This is a genomic window from Sphingomonas sp. CFBP 8760 (assembly GCF_014841615.1).
Classification (GTDB): domain Bacteria; phylum Pseudomonadota; class Alphaproteobacteria; order Sphingomonadales; family Sphingomonadaceae; genus Sphingomonas.
This window is the reverse complement of the sequence record NZ_JACYUG010000022.1, coordinates 1-17,621: the sequence shown is the minus strand read 5'-3', so window position 1 is coordinate 17,621 and position 17,621 is coordinate 1. Positions and strand designations below refer to the sequence as shown.

Here is a 17,621-nt window from a genome sequence, read left to right as displayed (position 1 = left end):
CCGCGAGCCTGTGCAGACAAACCGAACCATCTGTAACAACGCAGCGCTTGGGTGGCGGATACGCTGGTGCGGGCGCTCGACGACGAACTGCTGCCGCTCGACGAGATCCTGCTCGACCAGCTGACCAAGCTACGCGCAGGGCTGGAGACGATGGTCGAGGCGCAGGCCGGACGTGGTCCCGAGGCCAAGGCCAGGCTCGCCAACATGCGGCAGCGCGGGCGCGATTTGGCGGCGCGGATGCAGGCCGAGGCGCGCGAGCGGTTGCGGCGATGAGCGAGCCCAGGCGCCTGCGCATCGACGTCTCGAACGAAGCTCACGCGCAGCTTGAAACAGAGGCACGCCGACAGGGTATCACGGTACGTGATCTGATCGACCAGATCGTCCGCGACTTGACGGAGCATCGCGGTCAGGCAGATGCCGCGGTTCGCCATCAGCGCGGTGCGCAGCCGACCCTGTCGGACGAGCCGGAACCAGGCTCGCCGGAGGACAGCGCCAGGCGCATCGACGCACTTATCAAGCGGGTGACGGACGATGTACCGAAAGCGATCGAGACGGTGCAGCGAAGCAGCGGAACCGGGCATCTGCGCGACATGCTCGGCAAGCAGGATGCGGCGCAGACCCAGCGGCTCGCCGCGATGCAAACCGCCCAGCAAACCGCGCAGAATGCGCAGACGCTGTTGCTCGAGAACGGCAACAGGGAACTGGCCAAAAAGATCGATGCCCTGAAAGATGAGATGGTCCTTTTACGCGACTGGCTCAAAGGGCGGCGCTGGGCTTTTGCGGCGGGTGTGTTGAGCACGTTAACAGGTCTCGTGGCGTTAGCCTTTGTGCTGGCTGGCACCCCACCGGCGCGTTGGCTGGCGATCCGGCTGGTGGGTGAGACGACTACCGTCGGTGCCGCCTACGCACTCGCCGGCGACGACCGGGCGACAGGTGGGCTCATGGCCCAGACCAAGGCGCTGCTCGACGACCCGCAATTCCGCTCCGACTACACGCGTTGCACGACGCATACGCGGGAGGTGAAGCGCCGGTTCAGCTGCCGGATGTCGATGCCGCCGTACGTGCCGGGGAAGCTATGACCGTCCGCCCCGCCGGTCTGGCCGGAGGCGGGAACGCGGCGGCCTATTACGCCGCCGACAACTACTATACGGGCGAGCAGGAAGGGCCCTCCGCCTGGGGCGGGGAGGGGGCGGCCGAACTCGGACTTGCTGGCCACGTCGACGGTGATACTTTCAACGCCGTGCTGGACGGCTGGCTGCCGGGGGGCGTGATCATCGCACCCGGTGGCGACGGCACGCGCAATCCCGGCTTCGACCTAACCTTCAACGCGCCAAAATTGGTATCGCTGGTGGCGCTGATCGGCGGTGACGCGCGCGTCGTCGAAGCGCATGCCAGAGCGGTATCGGCGACGATGGCATGGGCGGAGGCACGGTTCGGACAGGCGCGCTCGGGCAAGGGTGGCGAGACCCTGCAGCCGGCACGGATGGTCTATGCGCTGTTCCAGCACGACCTCAGCCGCAAGCTCGATCCGCATCTCCACACCCACGCCGTGGTGGTCAATGCAGCCTTGCGCGCCGACGGGTCATGGGTGGCCCTCAACAACCGCCCCTTGTGGAAGCAGTCGGCGCTGATCGGTGCTGCCTATCATGCCGAGTTGCGGCTCGAACTGGGCAAGCTCGGCTATCAGACCGAGATCAACGGCAAGCACGGCCAGTTCGACATCCTCGGCATCCCTCGCGACGTGATCGAGGCGTTCAGCGTCCGGCGCGAGGAAATCCTGCAGAAGGCGGCCGAACTCGGGCTGACCTCGCCGCGGGCGATGGAGCAGATCGCGACCCGCTCTCGCGACGCCAAGCAGGCGGGCGACGCGCAGGCGGCGCGCGCGCTGTGGGCACAGAAAGCAGTGGTGCACGGCCCGACGATCCACGGCGTGACGCAGGCCGCGCACGATATGGTGCGACCGCGTTCAGCGCTGGCGGCGGTACGCGACTGGGGGGCCGCTTTGGTGGAGCGGGTCACGCGTGGGTTCGGGCCCAGCCCCGAGCCGCTGCTGCGCGGTCTGGACGATGCCCGCCGTGGCGGCGATCTCGCCAGTGCCTATGCGGTCGCGGCGGGCGTCCGTCACCTCGGTGAGCGCGCCGGCAGTTTCGAGGGTCGCGACGTTCTCGCCGCCAGCCTCGCCATGGCGGAGAAGGGGGCGACCGTACGCGGCATAGAGACGCGGATCGATGCCCTGCGGCAGGCCGGCGTCCTGATCGCGGGGCCGCGTGGCGGTGTCCATGCCGACCGGCTGACGACGCGGGATATGCTGGCGACCGAGAAGACGATCCTGTCCGCGGTGCGTGCCGGTATCGGTACAGCCGCACCACCGATGGCGACGGGCAAGGCCGATGCGGCGCTGTCGCGTGTGGCGGAGGCACGTGGCGTGACGCTGGCGGGCGAGCAGCGTCGGGCGGGGTTGGCGATGCTGGCCGGCACCGACCGCATCCAGCTGATCCAGGGCGATGCCGGTAGCGGCAAATCGTTCCTGTTCGAGACGGTCAGCCGGGCGGGCGCGGAAGACGGGGTGGGGCTCCTGGTACTGGTGCCGCAGAACAAGCTGATGGAAGAGATGGCCGGGCGCGGGCTCGAGATGCGTTCGCTCGCATCGGTGTTGCAGGCGCACGGTCGCAGCGATGGTCGCGCCCGTGCGAGCGAGGCGCTGTCCACACTGATGGCGGGCAAGATCGTCGTGCTGGAGGAGGCCTCGATGGTGTCGTCGCGTCAGCTTGCCGGGCTGATCGATGTGGTGCGGGCAGGCGGGGCGGCGAAACTGGTCATGGTCGGCGACGTGAGGCAGATCGCCTCGCCCGGGGCGGGGCGACCGTTCGCGTTGCTGCAGGAGGCCGGCATGCCGACGGTGCGCCTCGCCGAAAACCGCCGCCAGCAGACCGATACGCTGCGCGAGGCTGCCTTGCTGGCTCGCGAGGGCCGCATCGGCGACACCGTGGCGTTGCTGGGCGACCGGGTATGCGAGAGCATCGATCCGGCCGCGGCCGCGGTTGCGGAATATCTCGCTCTGCCGCCTGGGGAGCGTGAACGCACCGCGCTGCTGACCTCCGGGCATGTGCTGCGCGAGGCAGTGCTCGGCGCGGTGCGGGACGGACTGATGGCCGAAGGTCTGCTCGGCCCAGATGCCGTCACGCTCAGGGTCTGGGACAATCTCAACCTGACCCGCGAGGAACTGCGCCAGTCGCGGCACTGGGCCGAGGGCATGCGGCTTGACATCTACCGGCATCAGGCCGGACTGGTACCGGGCGCGTACACGGTCGGCGCGACCGAGCGGGGGACCGGGATCGTCCGGCTCGATCGTGACGGGGATACCCGACGTTTCGATCCGCGCAGCCTGCACCATGCCGGGCAGGGGGCCGCGCTAGCGGTGCCAGGCGTAATCGAGGTACGCGAGGGTGACCGGCTGGTCTTCACCGGTACCGACAAGGCGCGCGGGATGACCAACGGCACCGCAGTCAGGCTCGACCGGATCGAGGGCGGCACGCTGCATCTGTCAGGTCGCGACCGCGACCATGTGATCGCGCCGGACGATCCGATGCGCGAGCGGCTCGGGCACGGCGCGGTGCTCAACATGCACCGGGCGCAGGGGATCACCGTCGACCGGGCGATCACGGTCATGGACAGCCACGACCGCCTGCTCAACAGTCAGAGCCTGTACTATGTCCTTCAGACCCGGGCACGCGAAGACATGACGTTGCACACCGACGACCGGGTGGCTTTGGTCGCGGCGATCGAGGGCCACCGTGGCGATGTGCCGCACGCGCTCGATCTGGCACCCGAACTGTCGCCGTCTGGCGGGGAACGTTTTGATCCGACAACGGGTGAACTGGCCCCGGCAGGAATTGTGGCAGAAAGTGCCGAGAGCAGGGACGTGCGCCTGCTGGATGCGATGAGCGCCGCCTTGCAGGCGATCGGAAAGGAAGAGATCGTTGCGGTGCCGGTCCTGCTCGTGCCCGAACCGGTCGCGATCGTGCAGGTCGAACCAATCGCACCGAGCCGTAAGGAGCTCGAGATCGAGATATCTCGCGACTTTGACATGGACATGTAGTTCTAGCTACCTCCTCCCGATCGGGGCAAGCGCGCCCATGATCGCCGACCTTGGCCTGCCCGCTTCGGCTGATGCCTGGATTGAGGAGCGTGCGGCCAGCGGCTCGAAAAGGTGGCCAGCAAGCAGAGCGGCGAGAAGACCGCGGCGAGCGACGTCACTACGCCGAGCACGGTGGCGGTCGCTCCCGTCGGCGAGGCGCGGATCCAGCTGCCTGACCCGCGTGTGAGTGAGATGGCGGCGATCCGGGACTATGCCCATGCCTTCATCGCGGTGGAGACCGCGCACCAGCAGCGCGAATGGCCGGACCGTGACGACGTCCGCGCCATGCGTGCCGGGGCTGACCGGCTGACCAACTGCGGCTGAACGGCGCCGAGGATGTCAGGACGGTGCTCGATCGCAGTCCTGAGCTTGGCCGTAACACCGCAGGTGGTCGGACCCAGCCGGCGTGGCGGGCCTGGATCGATGAAGGGCAGGCGCGGGCGGCAGCGGCGCCGGCTATGCCGCGCGCTTCGTTGCCGACTGGCGGGCCGCCTCGGCTGAGCTTGCCACCGCCAGCGGCGATGACGCCGGCTTCCAGCTGCACCGAAAGCGACCAAAGAAGCTCGCGGGCGAGGCGGGGGGATAAGCGCGTAATTCGGGGTCGCAACGCGGTGGGGGCTGCCCCGGGGCGGGGGGGCCGCTGCCGCCTGGATCGAGCGCCTGACAGCCGCCCTGAGCGCCGCCTGCGGCAACCTCAGCCACGGCCAGGCCAAGCGCAACGGCCTGGCGATCGTCGGCATTGATCCGGGGGTGGCGCGGCCACCCCCGGGTGTATCTCATTCGGCGGTGCCGAGCGTCTCCTTGGCGGCATCGAGCGCGGCCTTGCCGCCACGCTTCGCCTTGGCGGGAGCGGGTGCCGGCGCAGCGTCAGCCTGCTGTGACGGCTTACGCCCCAAGCCGATCGTCTTGGCCATCGCGCGGCGTGCCTCGCTGTAGGACTCGGCGACGATTGGATAGTCGGCCTTCAGGTTATAGCGGGCGCGGTATTCCTCGGGCGTCAGGCCATGACCGGTGAGGTGACGGCGCAGCGTCCGGTAGGGCTTGCCGTCGATCATGCTGATGATGTGATCCTTGCTCGCCAGCGACTTCCGCACGGTCACCGCCGGGGTATATTCCACCGCTGCGTCTTCGGTCGGCGTCTCGACCGTCGTGCCGCCCAGCTTCTCGACCGCAGCGTACATCGACTGCAGGAACGCCGGCACATCGTCCGCGGAGGTGCGCGTGTTGGGGTTGCCCAGCCATGCGATGGTGAGTTCGGTGGCAAGCTCGACGGTGTTGGTTTCGGTGGTCATGATGATCCTGATACGTGGAGTAGATTTTATGCATCCGGCAAAGACCGTATGGCTCACCGGCATCTATGCAGGTCATGATTCATGTCAACCGCTGACGCCATTCATCAGTACAATTTATCTTCCGGTTATTAGGCGATGGCTGTCCAGATATCGAATCTTAAATTATCCGGTTGAGATTGACGGTTGTCTTACGGTGACGGCATAGCGGTTAACGCATGAAACCACGGCTCACTACTGAATCGGTTAGCCAGCATAAGGTGACAGCTGGTCGGGATGCGTCGGTCTGGCGACCGTCTCCGCTGACGCTTTGGTTCCTAGCAATCGTCGTGTTCGATGCCGTGATGCTGATATTGGCCACTGGCGTCGTCAGCACCGGCAACGACGCCGCAGGCAATGGCATGGTCGATGGTTTTCGGCAGGGCTTTGCCGAACTCACCGCTTGTACCTTGGCCCTGCTGACGCTTCTGTTTCTTGCTATCCGGCACCGCGGCCTACGCATTGCCCTGATAGCGTTGCTCGTACCCCTGACGGTGTTTTCCCTGCTACTGACGCAGTGAGGTCCGGCTGGGCCGGCAAGACACAGGGTGGGGCGATGATATGGGCACGCGTCGTCACTAGGATCAGCGTGTCAGATCTCTACCGTCAGCACTGATCGTGCCCGGCGGGTTAACACGACATCGGTAGGCAGCAGCGCCAGTGTCTGTGCCGCCAGTATGATGCTGCCGACATTCGCATCGAAGGTGATAGGGCTGTCTCGAAACACGAAGCCTATGTTCACCGTCGCGCCCAGCGTGCGGACATCGACCTGTGCGATATCGGCCCAGCGACAGGCTCGTAAGTCCAGGACCCGGTAGGAGATGCCATCTGGCGTGATGACCAGGCGGGGGTTGAGGTTGTTGCTGGCCAACCCGATCCACGGCAGACCGCGCAAGCCGCTGAAGGAGGCAAGTAGCGGAATGACCTTCCCGCCGGCACCATCATCGAGGATCGGTTGCGGGGTCGTCGATGGCTTACCGGACCGCAGCCGGCGCAACACCAGCCAGGGCAAACCCACCGTGACAAGCAAGCCGGCGAGAAACAGCAGCGTCTCGACCACGAACTTCTGGATCGGCCCGCTCATTGGGTAACCATTCAGACCTCAACGCTTCGGGCAATCCGGTAGCCCCAGAAGAAGGGCTGCCCTCGCACGGCGTCAGAACCCCTCAGTTTTTGACCCTGCATCGCCCTCATTGTTGGTAAATAGCTGCTTGTCCCCTATCGGGTTTGCAGAGGGGCCCTAGCATCATGGCTGAAGCCAAGTGAAAGCGTCGAACTCGCGCTTGAAGTAGACGCGGGCCGCCCGTTCGTAGACCCGCTGGCCGCCTGCCCCGTTCGTCAGCACGACCAGACCGTCACCCGTGTTCAGATCGAGCATAAAGAGATTGGCGACGCCATCGTTGGCGCCCCAGTGCCATGCGAACCGGCCAGTCCCAGCCATCTCCAATCCCCAGCCGAGCCCCCATTTGAGGTTGCCCTCCACCGCGATCGTCGGGGTGTTCATGGCGGGGTAGCGCCGGGCAAAACGGAGGAACCGCGCATAATCTTCCGCCGTCGTCCACAGCCCGGCTGCCATGTTGGGCATCATAAAGATCGGCAGCGCGGGTTTGCCCAATCGCTTCGCCATGGCGATGCGATCGTCCTGGGTCCAGGCTTCGACGGGACTCGCCGGTCCAGCCTGCTGCGCCCGTCGAAACGCCTCTGGCCCCCTGTCTGGCATCACATCGCCGCCAGCGTCGTGAGGCCAGGCTACGGCAGGATTATTCATCGCTCGCCAGCCATACGTACTGCTGCTCATGCCTGCCGGGGCCAGCACGCGTGATCGCACCGTCTCGGCCGCCGTGCGCCCCGTAACGGCCTCTGCAAGGCGTCCCAGCAGAACGAACCCCTCGCCGGAATAACGGAAGGCCGCACCAGGTTTGAACCGGCTGACGAGGGCGCTGCCCGCGTCGGTCCGCCAGTTGGGCAGCCCGCTGGAGTGGGAAAGCAGATGGCGTGGCGTCACCGTTCGGGTGGCCGGGTCGCTGGTGAAGTCGACATGACGGGCGATCGGCTCGTCGAGATCGATCAGCCGCTCGCGAGCCAGATCGTGGATCGCCGACGCCAGCACCGGCTTGGAAAGCGAGGCGGCTTCGAACAAGGTGTCCGTCGTCGCCCGCGTCTCACCGGCCTTTGCGTATCCGGTCACCCCCGTGGTCAGCCCGGCGCGGCCAAGCATCGCCCAACTTGCACCGGGAACGGATGCCAACGCCATCCACGTGTCGATCGGGAAAGAGGAGGGGACCGATGCCCGCGCACCAGCCGTCGCGGCAAAAGCCCAGGCGCCGCCGATCGCTCCCTGAAGCATCGTCCTGCGGGAAGGTGTCATGGGGAATATCCTCGATGCGTCAGGGCAGGCGATGCCGATGTTGATGTGCAGGCTACCGACCGGTGGCGATCATGAGCGGCATCACCGAGTATCGTCAAAATTGCGCGACCCACCGTTCGAGTGCTGCGGTATCGCGCATGTCACCGGTGTATAGCAGAACAGGCCTGGCCGGGACGTTCGAGCCGCGATGGCGGCCACGATAGACCTTCATCGGCACGACCGCGCGGGCGAAACCGCTGGGCAGCGCGACCTGACGCACGTCCATGTAGAGCGAGTCCGCGCTCGTTTCCTGACCGACATGTACTCCGCCCAGGCTCGTCCAGAGATCAACGGCGTCGAGACAGGCGGACCCGCAACCCCAGTCCGTCAGCACATAGACCCTGCCTTTCAGCTTCGGGGCCGGTTCCCCCGCCGCCACGGATGCGTCGTCCGTATCAGCTTCGCGCCACAGGGCATCCCCACGGGATTGAGCCGCGGTCATGCCCGCCGCCACCCGGTCGGCCCAGCGCTTCGATTCCTGTGACACGTCGGGTGCATCGCGCCATGCGGTGCGATAGCCCTCCAGCGTCGCAATGTTGCCGGACGATGCCCGCCAGTCGACGCCCTGCGAGTTGGACGGCAGGGCGTCGATCGCGGCGCGGCCCCATAGGATCGCGGCGACCTGCTGCGACCAGTCGGACGAACCCCCGCCGTTGCCGCGTAGGTCGAGGACGATGCGCGGTGCGGCTGCGATGGCTCCGATGTCCCTGCGCATCGCGGCAATGATCGGCGGCAGTGCTTTGGCATCGGTGCTGCCCGGATCGCCGTTGAAGCCGGGCATCGCATACCAGCGGGTGCCGTCGGCCAGTATCCGGGCGCCGAAATCAGGGTGCGCGCGCGGTGCCGTGGCCGCGAAACGCGCATCGAAATCGGCATCGGGCAGGTCGCGCCATGCCAGTTGCACATCGCGCCGCTTGCCATCGACGACGAAGCGACAGCGCACAGGCCGGGCGATGTACGGATTGCCCGCGTCCAGGAACAACCGGCCACCGTTGGTCGCCCGCTGGCTGACCAATTCCCATCGCCCCCGGAATGCGCCGACATTGCGCGCCGCCAGCGGTGCGGCCGCTATGCCGTCGCAACTGTTCAGCCGGGCGCCGAGTGGTAGCGGCGCGTCGTCGGCTCGTGTCATCACGACCTGCCGGCCTGCGCCGTCGAAGCCGGTCAGGAACCCTGGCCAGCGGATCGGCAATGCGACCGGCTGTGTCACGTCGAGCGCGACATGCCCGTCGTTGAAACTCGCCACATAGCCGCGCATCGCCCAGAGATAACCGGGATAGCCCCGCGTCGAGGAGGCGCGTCGCAGCGCCAGCGCCAGTCCGGCATCGTTGCGTGCGGCGAACCCTGGATCGAGCCGATTGACGGGCCCCGGATGATTGGCGGCGATCTGATCGTGATACGCCTGCGCATCGGCCCGTAGCGTCGCCGCCCAATCACGTGGCACGTCCGTGGCCCCGATCAGCAGGACGGCGGCACCCGTCAAGGCCATCATGTATCGGCGCATTGTTCCATTCTCCGTCCGGGAAACTCATAAGGCGAATGTCGCCGGCCGCTATCCACGCAACCGGGCCGGCAGGCGGATCAGCATCCGGTCGGACGCGAATCCAGCATCGCTGGCACCGATACGATCGTGATATCGGTCATCATGCGCAGATACGCTTCGATAAACGCCTTGTGCGCGGCGCCGACGATCAGCAGCGCCTTGCCACTAGGTATCGGGGCCGTGACCTCGCGCACCACTGTCGCCATGCGCAGGTTCTGCGCTTCCCAGGCCGCCACGCGCTGCCGACCCAGGGCGCCCAATTTTGGGCTTTGCTGAAGTGATAGCCACTGCGCCTGTGCATCCGCCTTGCCGAATGCCGGCGAGTTGAGCGTACGGAATACCGGCATGACACGGTCGGGTGCGGCGAGGGCCAGCGCCTTGCTGCCGAAAGGCAGCAGGGAAGGTGTCGCCTTGTCGAGCTGCGCGATGATCTCGGGGGATGCCCTGACCGCTGCGCCGAACGCCGCGTTGTCCGGCAGCACCACATCGCTGAGGTGATCGCCGGCGCCGTACACGCGTGGGAGTCCCAGCCGCACCGCAAGGGCGACGGCCATCGAGACGATCTCGCCGCGTCCGATGCCGAACCGTTCGACCTTGGTCTTCATCGTCTCGGTGATGCCATCACGGGCGAGCCGTTCGGCGGGATCGAGTTGCAGCCATTGCGTCGCGGCCGAGAACGGTTCGCCCGCCGCCAGAAACAACGCGGCGAGGCGACGGCGATCCGCGGCGGTCGGAGTCGATCCCGTCATCAGTGCGTTCGCCTGTGCCATCGCATCTGGACCGGTGATCCCCAACGCCGCCTGCGCGTCCCCGGCGATCGCCAGCGTCGGCCCCGCCCATTTGCCGGCATCGCCGCGCACCGCCTTGTAGGCATCGATCCCCGCAAGTTGCTCGCCCGACATCGCTTCGGTCAGGATGACGTCGGGGGCATAGGTGCGCAGGCGACACATCACCGGCTCCAGCCATGCCGGATCGAACGCCTTGGGCGCATTGTCGAGGTGGGAAACGCCAAGCACCATGACCTGCGTCGCCGGAGCGATCAGTCCCGACCTGCCCCGCGCTGGATCGAATGCCTGCCGGGCCGATATGGGCTGGGCGAGTGTCATGACGGCTGCGGCGCATGCGACGATCGATCGGATACGACGGGTCATGCCGGTTTGCCCTGTCGTACGCTATGCTGCGTCAACTGTGCCACAGCGGCGGCAAGGATGTCGGCGCCGCCTTCGACCGGAACGTCGGGCTCCAGCAGCCAGCGTGGCCGGTCCTGCACGTCGTACACCGGCTCGGCGGAATATTGCAGCGTCAGGCCGGTGCGATCGAGCCGCAGCGGGAACACTGCAGCGCCGACCCGCATCATCGGCGTGCCAACGATTACCGCCCGCCCGATCCCCCGCATGCCCATCGGAAAGCCCTCCGCCATGCTCGCGCTCCAGCGGGTGGTCAGTACGACGACCGGCTGGCCATAGGTAAAGGGGCCGCGTGGTTCGACCATTTCGGTCCACGGCGCGCTGAACCCGACACCATCGCGTCGGCGCATGCGTGCATATGGTTTGGGCTCGGTGATGAAGCGTCCCATGATCGGCCGCGCAACCGCCGTATCACCGCCCCCGTTTTCGCGGACGTCGATGACGAGCCCCGTCGTATCCTTGAATCCAAGCAGCGCGGCATCGACGGTGGCAACGACCGCGTCGTCGGCGAAGCTGCGGATGACGATCAACCCGATGTTGCCGGCAAGCAGGCGGCTTTCGACGTTTGGCACCTCTCTCGGCTTCTTCACGGGGATGAGCAGTTGACGATCACGCCCGTCACGCGACCGCAATGTCAGGGTACGCGGCTGACCCCGTTGGCCGGAGGTCGCGATGTTATAGGCGTAGGAAGTCGCGGCAGGATCGGGACGGGACAGGCAACGCGGCGCGACACCGGCTGCGATCGTCCTGATCGGACGCGTATCGACCGCCAGCACCGCATCACCAACCCGGACACCAACATCGGCTGCCGCCGAACTTTCGCGCACGCTGGTGACGACCGCCGAACCATCGCGGTCAGGCTCCACCCACAGGTCGAAATAAGGACCGCGCAGAGCGTTGGCGGGCGGGTCGCTCATATGAGTATGAGCGTCGTACAGTTCGCCCAGCACATCGCTGACGATCGAGGCGAACGCATCGCGGGAGTCCGCGGCAAGGGCGCGTGGGCGATACCATCGGTGTACCGCGTTCCAGTCGGTCGTCTTCTCGGCGAAGAAGCAATAACGCTCCCCCAAGGTCCGCCAGAGTTCGTCGAAATCCTCGGCGAGGGTGACGTCGTGTGGCGGCTCTTGCGCCCAAACCGATGCACACGGTATTCCGGCAACGCCGAGCATGCCGACACCGGTTGCCATCAGCGATCGTCGGGTCAGAGGGGGCTGCATATGGTTATACTTCCATCGGGCATGAGGCGGAGCAGTCTGTTGGCGGCAGGACGGTGGTGGCCGATAGGGATGTCGGTCAGTTGGCCATGCCCGCGCCGAGCAGCTTGAGGTGGGCTTTCGCATGATCGTTGCTTTCGTCCAGATGCAGCGACCGACGATAGGCGGCGATCGCCTCGGCAGGCTCGTGGCGTGCCTCATGTGCTTCAGCCAGGCTGTCCCATGTGTTTGCGCCGTCGGGATGAAGGCAGGTATTGAGCAGGAATATCCGTAGCGCGTCGTCCTGCATCCCTGCACTGAGTAGGCGACCGCCCCAGTCGTTCAGTTCGTCTTCGCTCACGACAAAGCCGGCATCTGCGCGTTGAAGCCCGGCATATGTCGCCTCAGGCGCCACGGCTGGCGCTGCCGCCAGTGCTACGCGGAGCTTGTTGGCGGCGGGAGACAGACCGCCACCGTTCACCAGGCGAAGCTCTGGATAGAAGCTGCCCGCTATTTCCGCGATGAATTCCTCGGGATTGGCACCGGCGAGGTTGGTCAGCACGACAATCGCCAGATCGTCCTTGGGATAGACGAAAAAGGCTGAGCGACGCCCACCGATACCTGTGGCAACCGGATGCCGCGTATCGGGGCGCAGCGGCCAGCCCATACCCCACTGGGTGGGCTTGCCATCGGCATAGCGGCCGGGCGTCCACATCGTCGCGAGCGAGGCACGGTCCAGCAAAGTACCGTTCTGCAATCCGATCAGCCACCAGGCGACGTCGGTGGCCGAACCGTTCAGGCCGCCGGCTGTGCGCATGAAGGGGGCGAACTCGTCAAAGGCATGTTCAAGCGCAGCACCCCTCGTCGAGCCGTCGATCGCGCCATTGGCGTAGCGGTAGATTCTGACCCGTCCGGGGATGACGTCGCGAGTGTCGCCAAAGGCGAAATGCGATGCGCCGACCGGATCGAATTCATGCGTCTTCATGTAGCGCGTGAAAGGTGTGCCGGAGAGCTTGTCGATGATCTTGCCCAGCAGCACGTAATTGGTCTGATTGTACCGGAAGCGGGTACCCGGAGCGGCCTCCACCGGGCGTGCCTTGACGGTCATCCATGCAGAAGTCTCGTCACCGTCACCGATCAGGCTACCGGTGCCCTGGCCTTTCGGCTGCTCGAGAACGTCCGGCAGCCCGGATAGATGGGTGAGCAACTGTCGGATGGATACCGTCCCCCATTGCGCAGGCCAGTCGTCGATATAGGTCGACGCCGGGGCGTCCAGCGACAGCTTGCCGGCCTGCACCAGTTGCATGATCGCGACGCCGGTGAAGGACTTGGTTGACGAATTCAGGGTGAAGAGGCTGTTCCGGGTCACCGGGATGCCGGTCTCCGCATCCGCCGTGCCATAGGCGCCATCGAAAACGATATGGCCGTGCCGCACGATCGCGATTTGCAGGCCCGGGATGCGCCGGCGTTTCATCTCGTCGCGAACGATCGCTTCGACAGCTGTCCTCTGCGCGATGGGCAATGCGGTAGTAACTGACGATGATAGGCTATCGGCGGTAACGCTTGCGGACGGAGCGGGGTGTGCCGGGGCCACCATGGCAATGCCGGTGCAGGCAAGGACCACCCCCCAGCATGCGTTAAATCGAGCAGCCACGATCGTTACCCCAATCACCGATAGCCTATCGACCACATCTGTAGTCGTATCGTCAAGGATGCATTGGCGCAGCCGGTTCCCGGTAATCCGGGGCAGTAAAATCGTGGGATGCGCCTCTGCGTCGAAACCGCGGGTTTGACACTGTTCCCGTAGCTTACAGGGCAGCCTGCAGAGCCAGCATTCGAACTGTGCCCATGGGCAGGAACAGCCGCAAGCCGTTGGATGCCAGCGGCGCAAAGCCATAGCTGGTGTAGAGGGCGAGGCGCTTGGCGACCTTATCGGGATCACCGCAGTCGAGCACGTCGAGCATGACTACAGCGATGCCCAGTACGTCGGCTGCGCCAGCCAGACGCGTCAGGCAATCGATCAGTAGATCGCCACCATAGCCACGTCCCTGGAACCGGCTGTCGACACCAATCATCGAGATATAGGCTGCTGGGATGGTGCCATGAGCCGAGCGGTTACGAGCGAACCGTTCGGGCAGTTCGGTATAATCGATGGCATGCGCGTTGACGGCGTAAAAGCCGATCAGTTTACCCTCGGGGTCAGCCATCACGAAGGTGCGGACGTTGTCAGCCCTGGCAAGCTTGTTCGCTGTTCGGCGGAAGAAATTGTCTACCTGCGTGATGCCACACGAAAAGGCCGCTCGATCATGCTTGGCAGGATCGAGCGGCTCTATAACGGCAAGTTTGGAAGCCTCGGGTGTGGTCACCGGCTGATGATCGTCTCACGATGGCGGGCAAAGGCTGCCTGAAGTCTGTCGGTAGGTGGTGCTGGCGCATCGAGCGCGGCGAAGAAGGCCTGATGGTCGACCGGCTGCAACCCGGTGCGCTCATGCGCCGCGATCGTCTCCATCGCCGATCGATAGGCTGCGTTCATCGTGAAGACGGAATCATCCACGCCCGACAGGGCGGCGGCCTGCTGGATGGCTCGCTTGATGCGGGGCTTGGTACGGAAATTCATCCGTTCGCTGCTGCGCTCCTCAATGGCGCCGACCTGATCCTCAAAGCTATGCATGGCGCACCTCGTTCGACATTCATAATGATGTACGCCGTATCGGCGTACATTTCAACAATCTCTTATGCATGATCTCCGGGTCGGGGATCGCTTGATCCATATTGGTCGGCGCCGCGTTGTGCTGCGGCACCGTGGTTCAAGGATTATCGATGGCAGATACAACAACGGCCGATCTCACCTGCGACGTGGTCGTCATCGGCGCGGGCACTGCGGGATTGGCCGCTGAACGGGTCGCCCGCTCGGAAGGTGCCCGTACGCTGCTCATCGATGATCGGTTTGCTGGCACCACCTGCGCAACCGTCGGCTGTATGCCGTCCAAACTGCTCATTACCGCTGGCATGGCCGCCCAATCGATCCGGCGGGCAGAGGTCTTCGGGATCGACGCCACCCCCCGCATCGATGGTAAGCGGGTCATGCAGCGGGTCCGCTGTGAACGGGATCGGTTCGTTGCCGCCACCAGGCAGGGATTCGACGATTTGCCTGAAGGTGTGGCGATCAAGGCGTGCGCCCGCTTCACGGGACCGAACACACTTGTGCTGGATGACGGTAGAATAGTGTCTGCCCGCACCGTGGTGATCGCCACGGGCTCGAAGCCGATCATCCCGGAACCCTTCCGCAAATTTGGCGATGTCATCGACACGAACGACACCATCTTCGAACTGGACGAGCTACCACGTTCGCTCGCCGTCATTGGCGCTGGGGCGCTCGGGCTCGAGCTGGCACAGGCTTTCGCCAGTCTAGGGGTCGAGGTCGTTGTGTTCGAACATGGCGACCATGTCGGCGGTGTTCACGATCCCGTGGTGGAAGCGGAGCTGAAGCGCATCCTGCGCCGCTGCATGACCCTTCATCTCGGTGTCGACGCTTCCCCTTCAGCCGAAGATGGCGGGGTCGTCATCAACTGGGATGGCGGAAGCCAGCGCTTCGACCGGGTGTTGGTATCAACAGGGCGCGAACCCAAGCTCGATGGCCTTGGTCTTGATCAAACCGGCCTCGCGTTGAACGATCGCGGCGTACCGATCTACGACAAGTCCACGATGCAATGCGGCGATGCGCCGATCTTCATAGCGGGCGACGCGGATGCGGACCGATCCGTCCTGCACGAAGCGGCCAACGAAGGAGCGATCGCCGGTCGCAATGCCGCCTGTTTCCCGAATGTCGAGGCAGTGGAGCGCGATCTACCCTTCACCATCACCTTCACCGATCCGCCGGTCGCCATCTTAGGCGAACCCGCCGGCGAGGACAGCGTGATCGGCTGTGCGCCCTACGACGATCAGGGACGTGCCAAGGTGATGGCGCAGGCCGAGGGCATGGTGCGGATATACGCCAGCAGGCCCGATGGGCGGCTGACAGGTGCAGCGATGATCGGTCCCGGTATGGATCACATCGCCCACCTGCTCGCGCTGGCGATCATGCGGGGCGAAACCGCGACCGGGCTGTTGGCGTTGGCCTTCTACCACCCCACGCTTGAAGAAGGGCTGAAGCCCGGTCTCCGTGAGATTTGTCACGAGGTACACGCGCCACTGTCCCAACGCGACCAAGGCATACCGCCCGGTGCGTGATCTACACTTCGACCCACTTGGAACCTTGCCCATGCTGACCCTTCATCACCTTGCCTTCTCCCGCTCGCAGCGCGTGCTGTGGCTGATCGAGGAGCTCGATCTGCCGGTCGAACTCGTCCGCTATGATCGTACGCCCGAATTCCGGGCGCCGCCCGAACTCAAGGCAGTCCATCCTCTCGGCAAATCGCCGGCGCTTCAGGATGGCGACCTGACGTTGGCAGAGTCCGCGACGATCCTGCGCTATCTGGACGAACGCTATGGCCAGAACCGTTTCTCGCCCGCGTCCGGCACCGCCGAGCATGTCGTGCATGAGGAGTGGCTCGATTTCGTCGAGAGCACCGCGGCGGGGCCGGTGCTGACGGTGCTGCTATCAGAGCGCGCCGGCGAAGAAGCGGCCGCCGATCGCGCCCGACCCATGGTCGACAATGTGCTCGGCTATATCGCGGACGGGCTGGGCAAAAAGCCCTTCCTGATGGGTGATCGGCCGATGCTTGCCGATATCCAGATGACCTATTTTCTTGCCATGGTGCGCATGGCCAAGGCGTTGGACAATTACCCGACGCTTGCTGCCTATCTGGATCGACTTGAGGCTCAGCCCGGCTTTCAACGCGCACAGGATCGTGGCGGACCGATGATGCCTGACGGTGGCCTATAAGGCATGCTTGCCAGCCTCCTGCTTGTCGGTGCGCCGACAGATTCCCGTTACCGCAGTTTCGCATAGAGCGACCGGTTATCATCAAGCATGCTGAGCGGGGTGGGGCCGATCCAGTCGGCACCACGCTCGGGATAGGGGCCGTAGAACAGGTCGCCGATCGCGCGGCGGTAATGCGCGTTCATCCAGCGTCGGCGCCGATGCTCGGGGCCATCGTAGATCATGTGGCAACGCTGGCAGAGCGCGGCGAGCTGGTGGAGCGCGCTATCACTGGGATCGTGGTTAAGGTGGGCGCAGGCCAGCACCACCGGCGTCCAGGCGCCGTCAGTCAGGATGTCGCCGGTAGGCCGCTTCACCCGCCGGCCCTGGCCGTTGCGCCAGTACAGCCGGCCCCGATCCCACCAGCGGCCGTCGCCGAGGTGGAAGACGCGTTCCCCGTGCGGGCGGCCGCAATGCTCGCAGCGCCCGCCGGCGCGGACGAAGCGGACGTGATGCGACAACTGCGGCCAGTCGATCGGGTAGAGGAAGACATGCTCGGCCCGGATCGGCATCAGCGGCGCGATCCCGGCATGATGCACCGCGAGCGCACCGCGGTCATGGCCTGAGCGACGCCGCGGTCAGCGCCCGGTAAAGCGTGGCATGGTGGCAATCGAGCAGCTTGGCCGCCTCGCGGACCGAGGTGCCCTCGCCGACCAGCCGCACACCCAGTGCGATCTGGTCGGCGGTGAGCTTGGGCGGCCGCCCGAACCGCACGCCCCGCGCCCTGGCCGCCACCCGGCCGCTGCTGGTGCGCTGGTGGATCAGCGCGCGCTCGAACTCGGCGATGCCGGCGAACACGGTCAGCACCATCCGCCCCGCCGGCGAGGTCGTATCCGCCCATGGCTCGCCCAGCGAGCGCAGGCCGGCGCCGACGTCGTTCAGCGTCTCGGCGATGTCGAGC

Annotated in this window: 18 protein-coding genes; 7 read left to right on the top strand and 11 right to left on the bottom strand. The window is 65.5% G+C overall.

Features of this window, described 5'->3' with window-relative positions; all coding sequences use genetic code 11:
- Window positions 1-51 precede the first annotated feature (51 nt).
- The 4 genes from IFT82_RS17985 (at window position 52) to IFT82_RS17970 (ending at window position 4,462) form a co-directional block, all read left to right on the top strand.
- On the top strand, window positions 52-273 hold the full coding sequence (locus IFT82_RS17985) for a hypothetical protein (RefSeq protein ID WP_192129454.1): 222 nt from the start codon (window positions 52-54) through the stop codon (window positions 271-273).
- Complete coding sequence (locus IFT82_RS17980; protein WP_192129452.1) at window positions 270-1,079, top strand: hypothetical protein; 810 nt, start codon at window positions 270-272, stop codon at window positions 1,077-1,079. The genes IFT82_RS17985 and IFT82_RS17980 overlap by 4 nt, the downstream gene beginning before the upstream one ends.
- On the top strand, window positions 1,076-4,099 hold the full coding sequence (gene mobF, locus IFT82_RS17975; protein ID WP_192129450.1) for a MobF family relaxase: 3,024 nt from the start codon (window positions 1,076-1,078) through the stop codon (window positions 4,097-4,099). The genes IFT82_RS17980 and mobF overlap by 4 nt, the downstream gene beginning before the upstream one ends.
- Before the next feature lie 111 nt (window positions 4,100-4,210).
- Entirely contained in the window at window positions 4,211-4,462 is a 252-nt protein-coding gene (locus IFT82_RS17970; RefSeq protein WP_192129443.1) for a hypothetical protein, read from the top strand.
- 452 nt (window positions 4,463-4,914) lie between these two features.
- On the opposite strand, the gene IFT82_RS17965 is transcribed toward IFT82_RS17970, so the two are convergent.
- Entirely contained in the window at window positions 4,915-5,430 is a 516-nt protein-coding gene (locus IFT82_RS17965) for a MucR family transcriptional regulator (RefSeq protein WP_192129441.1), read from the bottom strand.
- Window positions 5,431-5,645: 215 nt separating this feature from the next.
- Between IFT82_RS17965 and IFT82_RS17960 the strand changes: the two genes are divergently transcribed.
- Window positions 5,646-5,987 (top strand): hypothetical protein, encoded by a 342-nt coding sequence (locus tag IFT82_RS17960; RefSeq protein ID WP_192129439.1) that lies wholly within the window; start codon window positions 5,646-5,648, stop codon window positions 5,985-5,987.
- Between the two features lie 71 nt (window positions 5,988-6,058).
- On the opposite strand, the gene IFT82_RS17955 is transcribed toward IFT82_RS17960, so the two are convergent.
- The 8 genes from IFT82_RS17955 to IFT82_RS17920 form a co-directional block, all read right to left on the bottom strand.
- Entirely contained in the window at window positions 6,059-6,550 is a 492-nt protein-coding gene (locus IFT82_RS17955; RefSeq protein WP_192129437.1) for a hypothetical protein, read from the bottom strand.
- 162 nt (window positions 6,551-6,712) lie between these two features.
- The gene (locus IFT82_RS17950; protein WP_192129435.1) at window positions 6,713-7,813 is read right to left on the bottom strand and encodes a serine hydrolase domain-containing protein; all 1,101 of its coding nucleotides are present in this window, start codon (window positions 7,811-7,813) and stop codon (window positions 6,713-6,715) included.
- Window positions 7,814-7,928: 115 nt separating this feature from the next.
- On the bottom strand, window positions 7,929-9,365 hold the full coding sequence (locus IFT82_RS17945) for a S41 family peptidase (protein ID WP_244646937.1): 1,437 nt from the start codon (window positions 9,363-9,365) through the stop codon (window positions 7,929-7,931).
- Between the two features lie 89 nt (window positions 9,366-9,454).
- A complete protein-coding gene (locus IFT82_RS17940; RefSeq protein ID WP_207105828.1) occupies window positions 9,455-10,522 on the bottom strand; it encodes a DUF5694 domain-containing protein in 1,068 nt (355 codons plus the stop codon).
- A gap of 41 nt (window positions 10,523-10,563) precedes the next feature.
- Entirely contained in the window at window positions 10,564-11,793 is a 1,230-nt protein-coding gene (locus IFT82_RS17935) for a S41 family peptidase (protein WP_244646936.1), read from the bottom strand.
- 106 nt (window positions 11,794-11,899) lie between these two features.
- Complete coding sequence (locus tag IFT82_RS17930; protein WP_192129429.1) at window positions 11,900-13,321, bottom strand: serine hydrolase; 1,422 nt, start codon at window positions 13,319-13,321, stop codon at window positions 11,900-11,902.
- A 286-nt stretch (window positions 13,322-13,607) separates the two neighbouring features.
- Window positions 13,608-14,165 carry a GNAT family N-acetyltransferase gene (locus IFT82_RS17925; protein WP_192129427.1) on the bottom strand — a complete coding sequence of 186 codons (558 nt, stop codon included), beginning with the start codon at window positions 14,163-14,165 and terminating at the stop codon, window positions 13,608-13,610.
- On the bottom strand, window positions 14,162-14,470 hold the full coding sequence (locus IFT82_RS17920; protein WP_192129426.1) for a type II toxin-antitoxin system TacA family antitoxin: 309 nt from the start codon (window positions 14,468-14,470) through the stop codon (window positions 14,162-14,164). Before IFT82_RS17920 ends, IFT82_RS17925 begins: the two co-directional genes overlap by 4 nt.
- Window positions 14,471-14,619: 149 nt before the next feature.
- Here IFT82_RS17920 and IFT82_RS17915 point away from each other — a divergent pair, with 149 nt between their 5' ends.
- Together IFT82_RS17915 and IFT82_RS17910 are read left to right on the top strand one after the other, a co-directional pair.
- Window positions 14,620-16,029, top strand: a complete 1,410-nt coding sequence (locus IFT82_RS17915) for a dihydrolipoyl dehydrogenase (RefSeq protein ID WP_192129425.1) — start codon at window positions 14,620-14,622, stop codon at window positions 16,027-16,029.
- 31 nt (window positions 16,030-16,060) lie between these two features.
- Entirely contained in the window at window positions 16,061-16,684 is a 624-nt protein-coding gene (locus tag IFT82_RS17910; protein WP_192129424.1) for a glutathione S-transferase family protein, read from the top strand.
- Window positions 16,685-16,731: 47 nt separating this feature from the next.
- Here IFT82_RS17910 and IFT82_RS17905 read toward each other — a convergent pair whose 3' ends face one another.
- Both IFT82_RS17905 and IFT82_RS17900 read right to left on the bottom strand, forming a co-directional pair.
- Window positions 16,732-17,232 (bottom strand): hypothetical protein, encoded by a 501-nt coding sequence (locus tag IFT82_RS17905; protein ID WP_244646934.1) that lies wholly within the window; start codon window positions 17,230-17,232, stop codon window positions 16,732-16,734.
- A 43-nt stretch (window positions 17,233-17,275) separates the two neighbouring features.
- A partial coding sequence (locus tag IFT82_RS17900) for a recombinase family protein (RefSeq protein WP_192129423.1) occupies window positions 17,276-17,621 on the bottom strand: 346 nt, incomplete at its 5' end.

Excerpts from the sequence above, each read along its gene's own strand:
- IFT82_RS17965 (WP_192129441.1), bottom strand. The coding sequence starts at position 5,430 with ATGACCACCGAAACCAACACCGTCGAGCTTGCCACCGAACTCACCATC.
- IFT82_RS17940 (WP_207105828.1), bottom strand. The coding sequence starts at position 10,522 with ATGACACTCGCCCAGCCCATATCGGCCCGGCAGGCATTCGATCCAGCG.
- IFT82_RS17910 (WP_192129424.1), top strand. The coding sequence starts at position 16,061 with ATGCTGACCCTTCATCACCTTGCCTTCTCCCGCTCGCAGCGCGTGCTG.
- IFT82_RS17905 (WP_244646934.1), bottom strand. The coding sequence starts at position 17,232 with ATGCCGATCCGGGCCGAGCATGTCTTCCTCTACCCGATCGACTGGCCG.
- IFT82_RS17915 (WP_192129425.1), top strand. The coding sequence starts at position 14,620 with ATGGCAGATACAACAACGGCCGATCTCACCTGCGACGTGGTCGTCATC.
- mobF (WP_192129450.1), top strand. The coding sequence starts at position 1,076 with ATGACCGTCCGCCCCGCCGGTCTGGCCGGAGGCGGGAACGCGGCGGCC.
- IFT82_RS17950 (WP_192129435.1), bottom strand. The coding sequence starts at position 7,813 with ATGCTTCAGGGAGCGATCGGCGGCGCCTGGGCTTTTGCCGCGACGGCT.
- IFT82_RS17935 (WP_244646936.1), bottom strand. The coding sequence starts at position 11,793 with ATGGCAACCGGTGTCGGCATGCTCGGCGTTGCCGGAATACCGTGTGCA.
- IFT82_RS17945 (WP_244646937.1), bottom strand. The coding sequence starts at position 9,365 with ATGATGGCCTTGACGGGTGCCGCCGTCCTGCTGATCGGGGCCACGGAC.
- IFT82_RS17960 (WP_192129439.1), top strand. The coding sequence starts at position 5,646 with ATGAAACCACGGCTCACTACTGAATCGGTTAGCCAGCATAAGGTGACA.
- IFT82_RS17955 (WP_192129437.1), bottom strand. The coding sequence starts at position 6,550 with ATGAGCGGGCCGATCCAGAAGTTCGTGGTCGAGACGCTGCTGTTTCTC.
- IFT82_RS17920 (WP_192129426.1), bottom strand. The coding sequence starts at position 14,470 with ATGCATAGCTTTGAGGATCAGGTCGGCGCCATTGAGGAGCGCAGCAGC.
- IFT82_RS17980 (WP_192129452.1), top strand. The coding sequence starts at position 270 with ATGAGCGAGCCCAGGCGCCTGCGCATCGACGTCTCGAACGAAGCTCAC.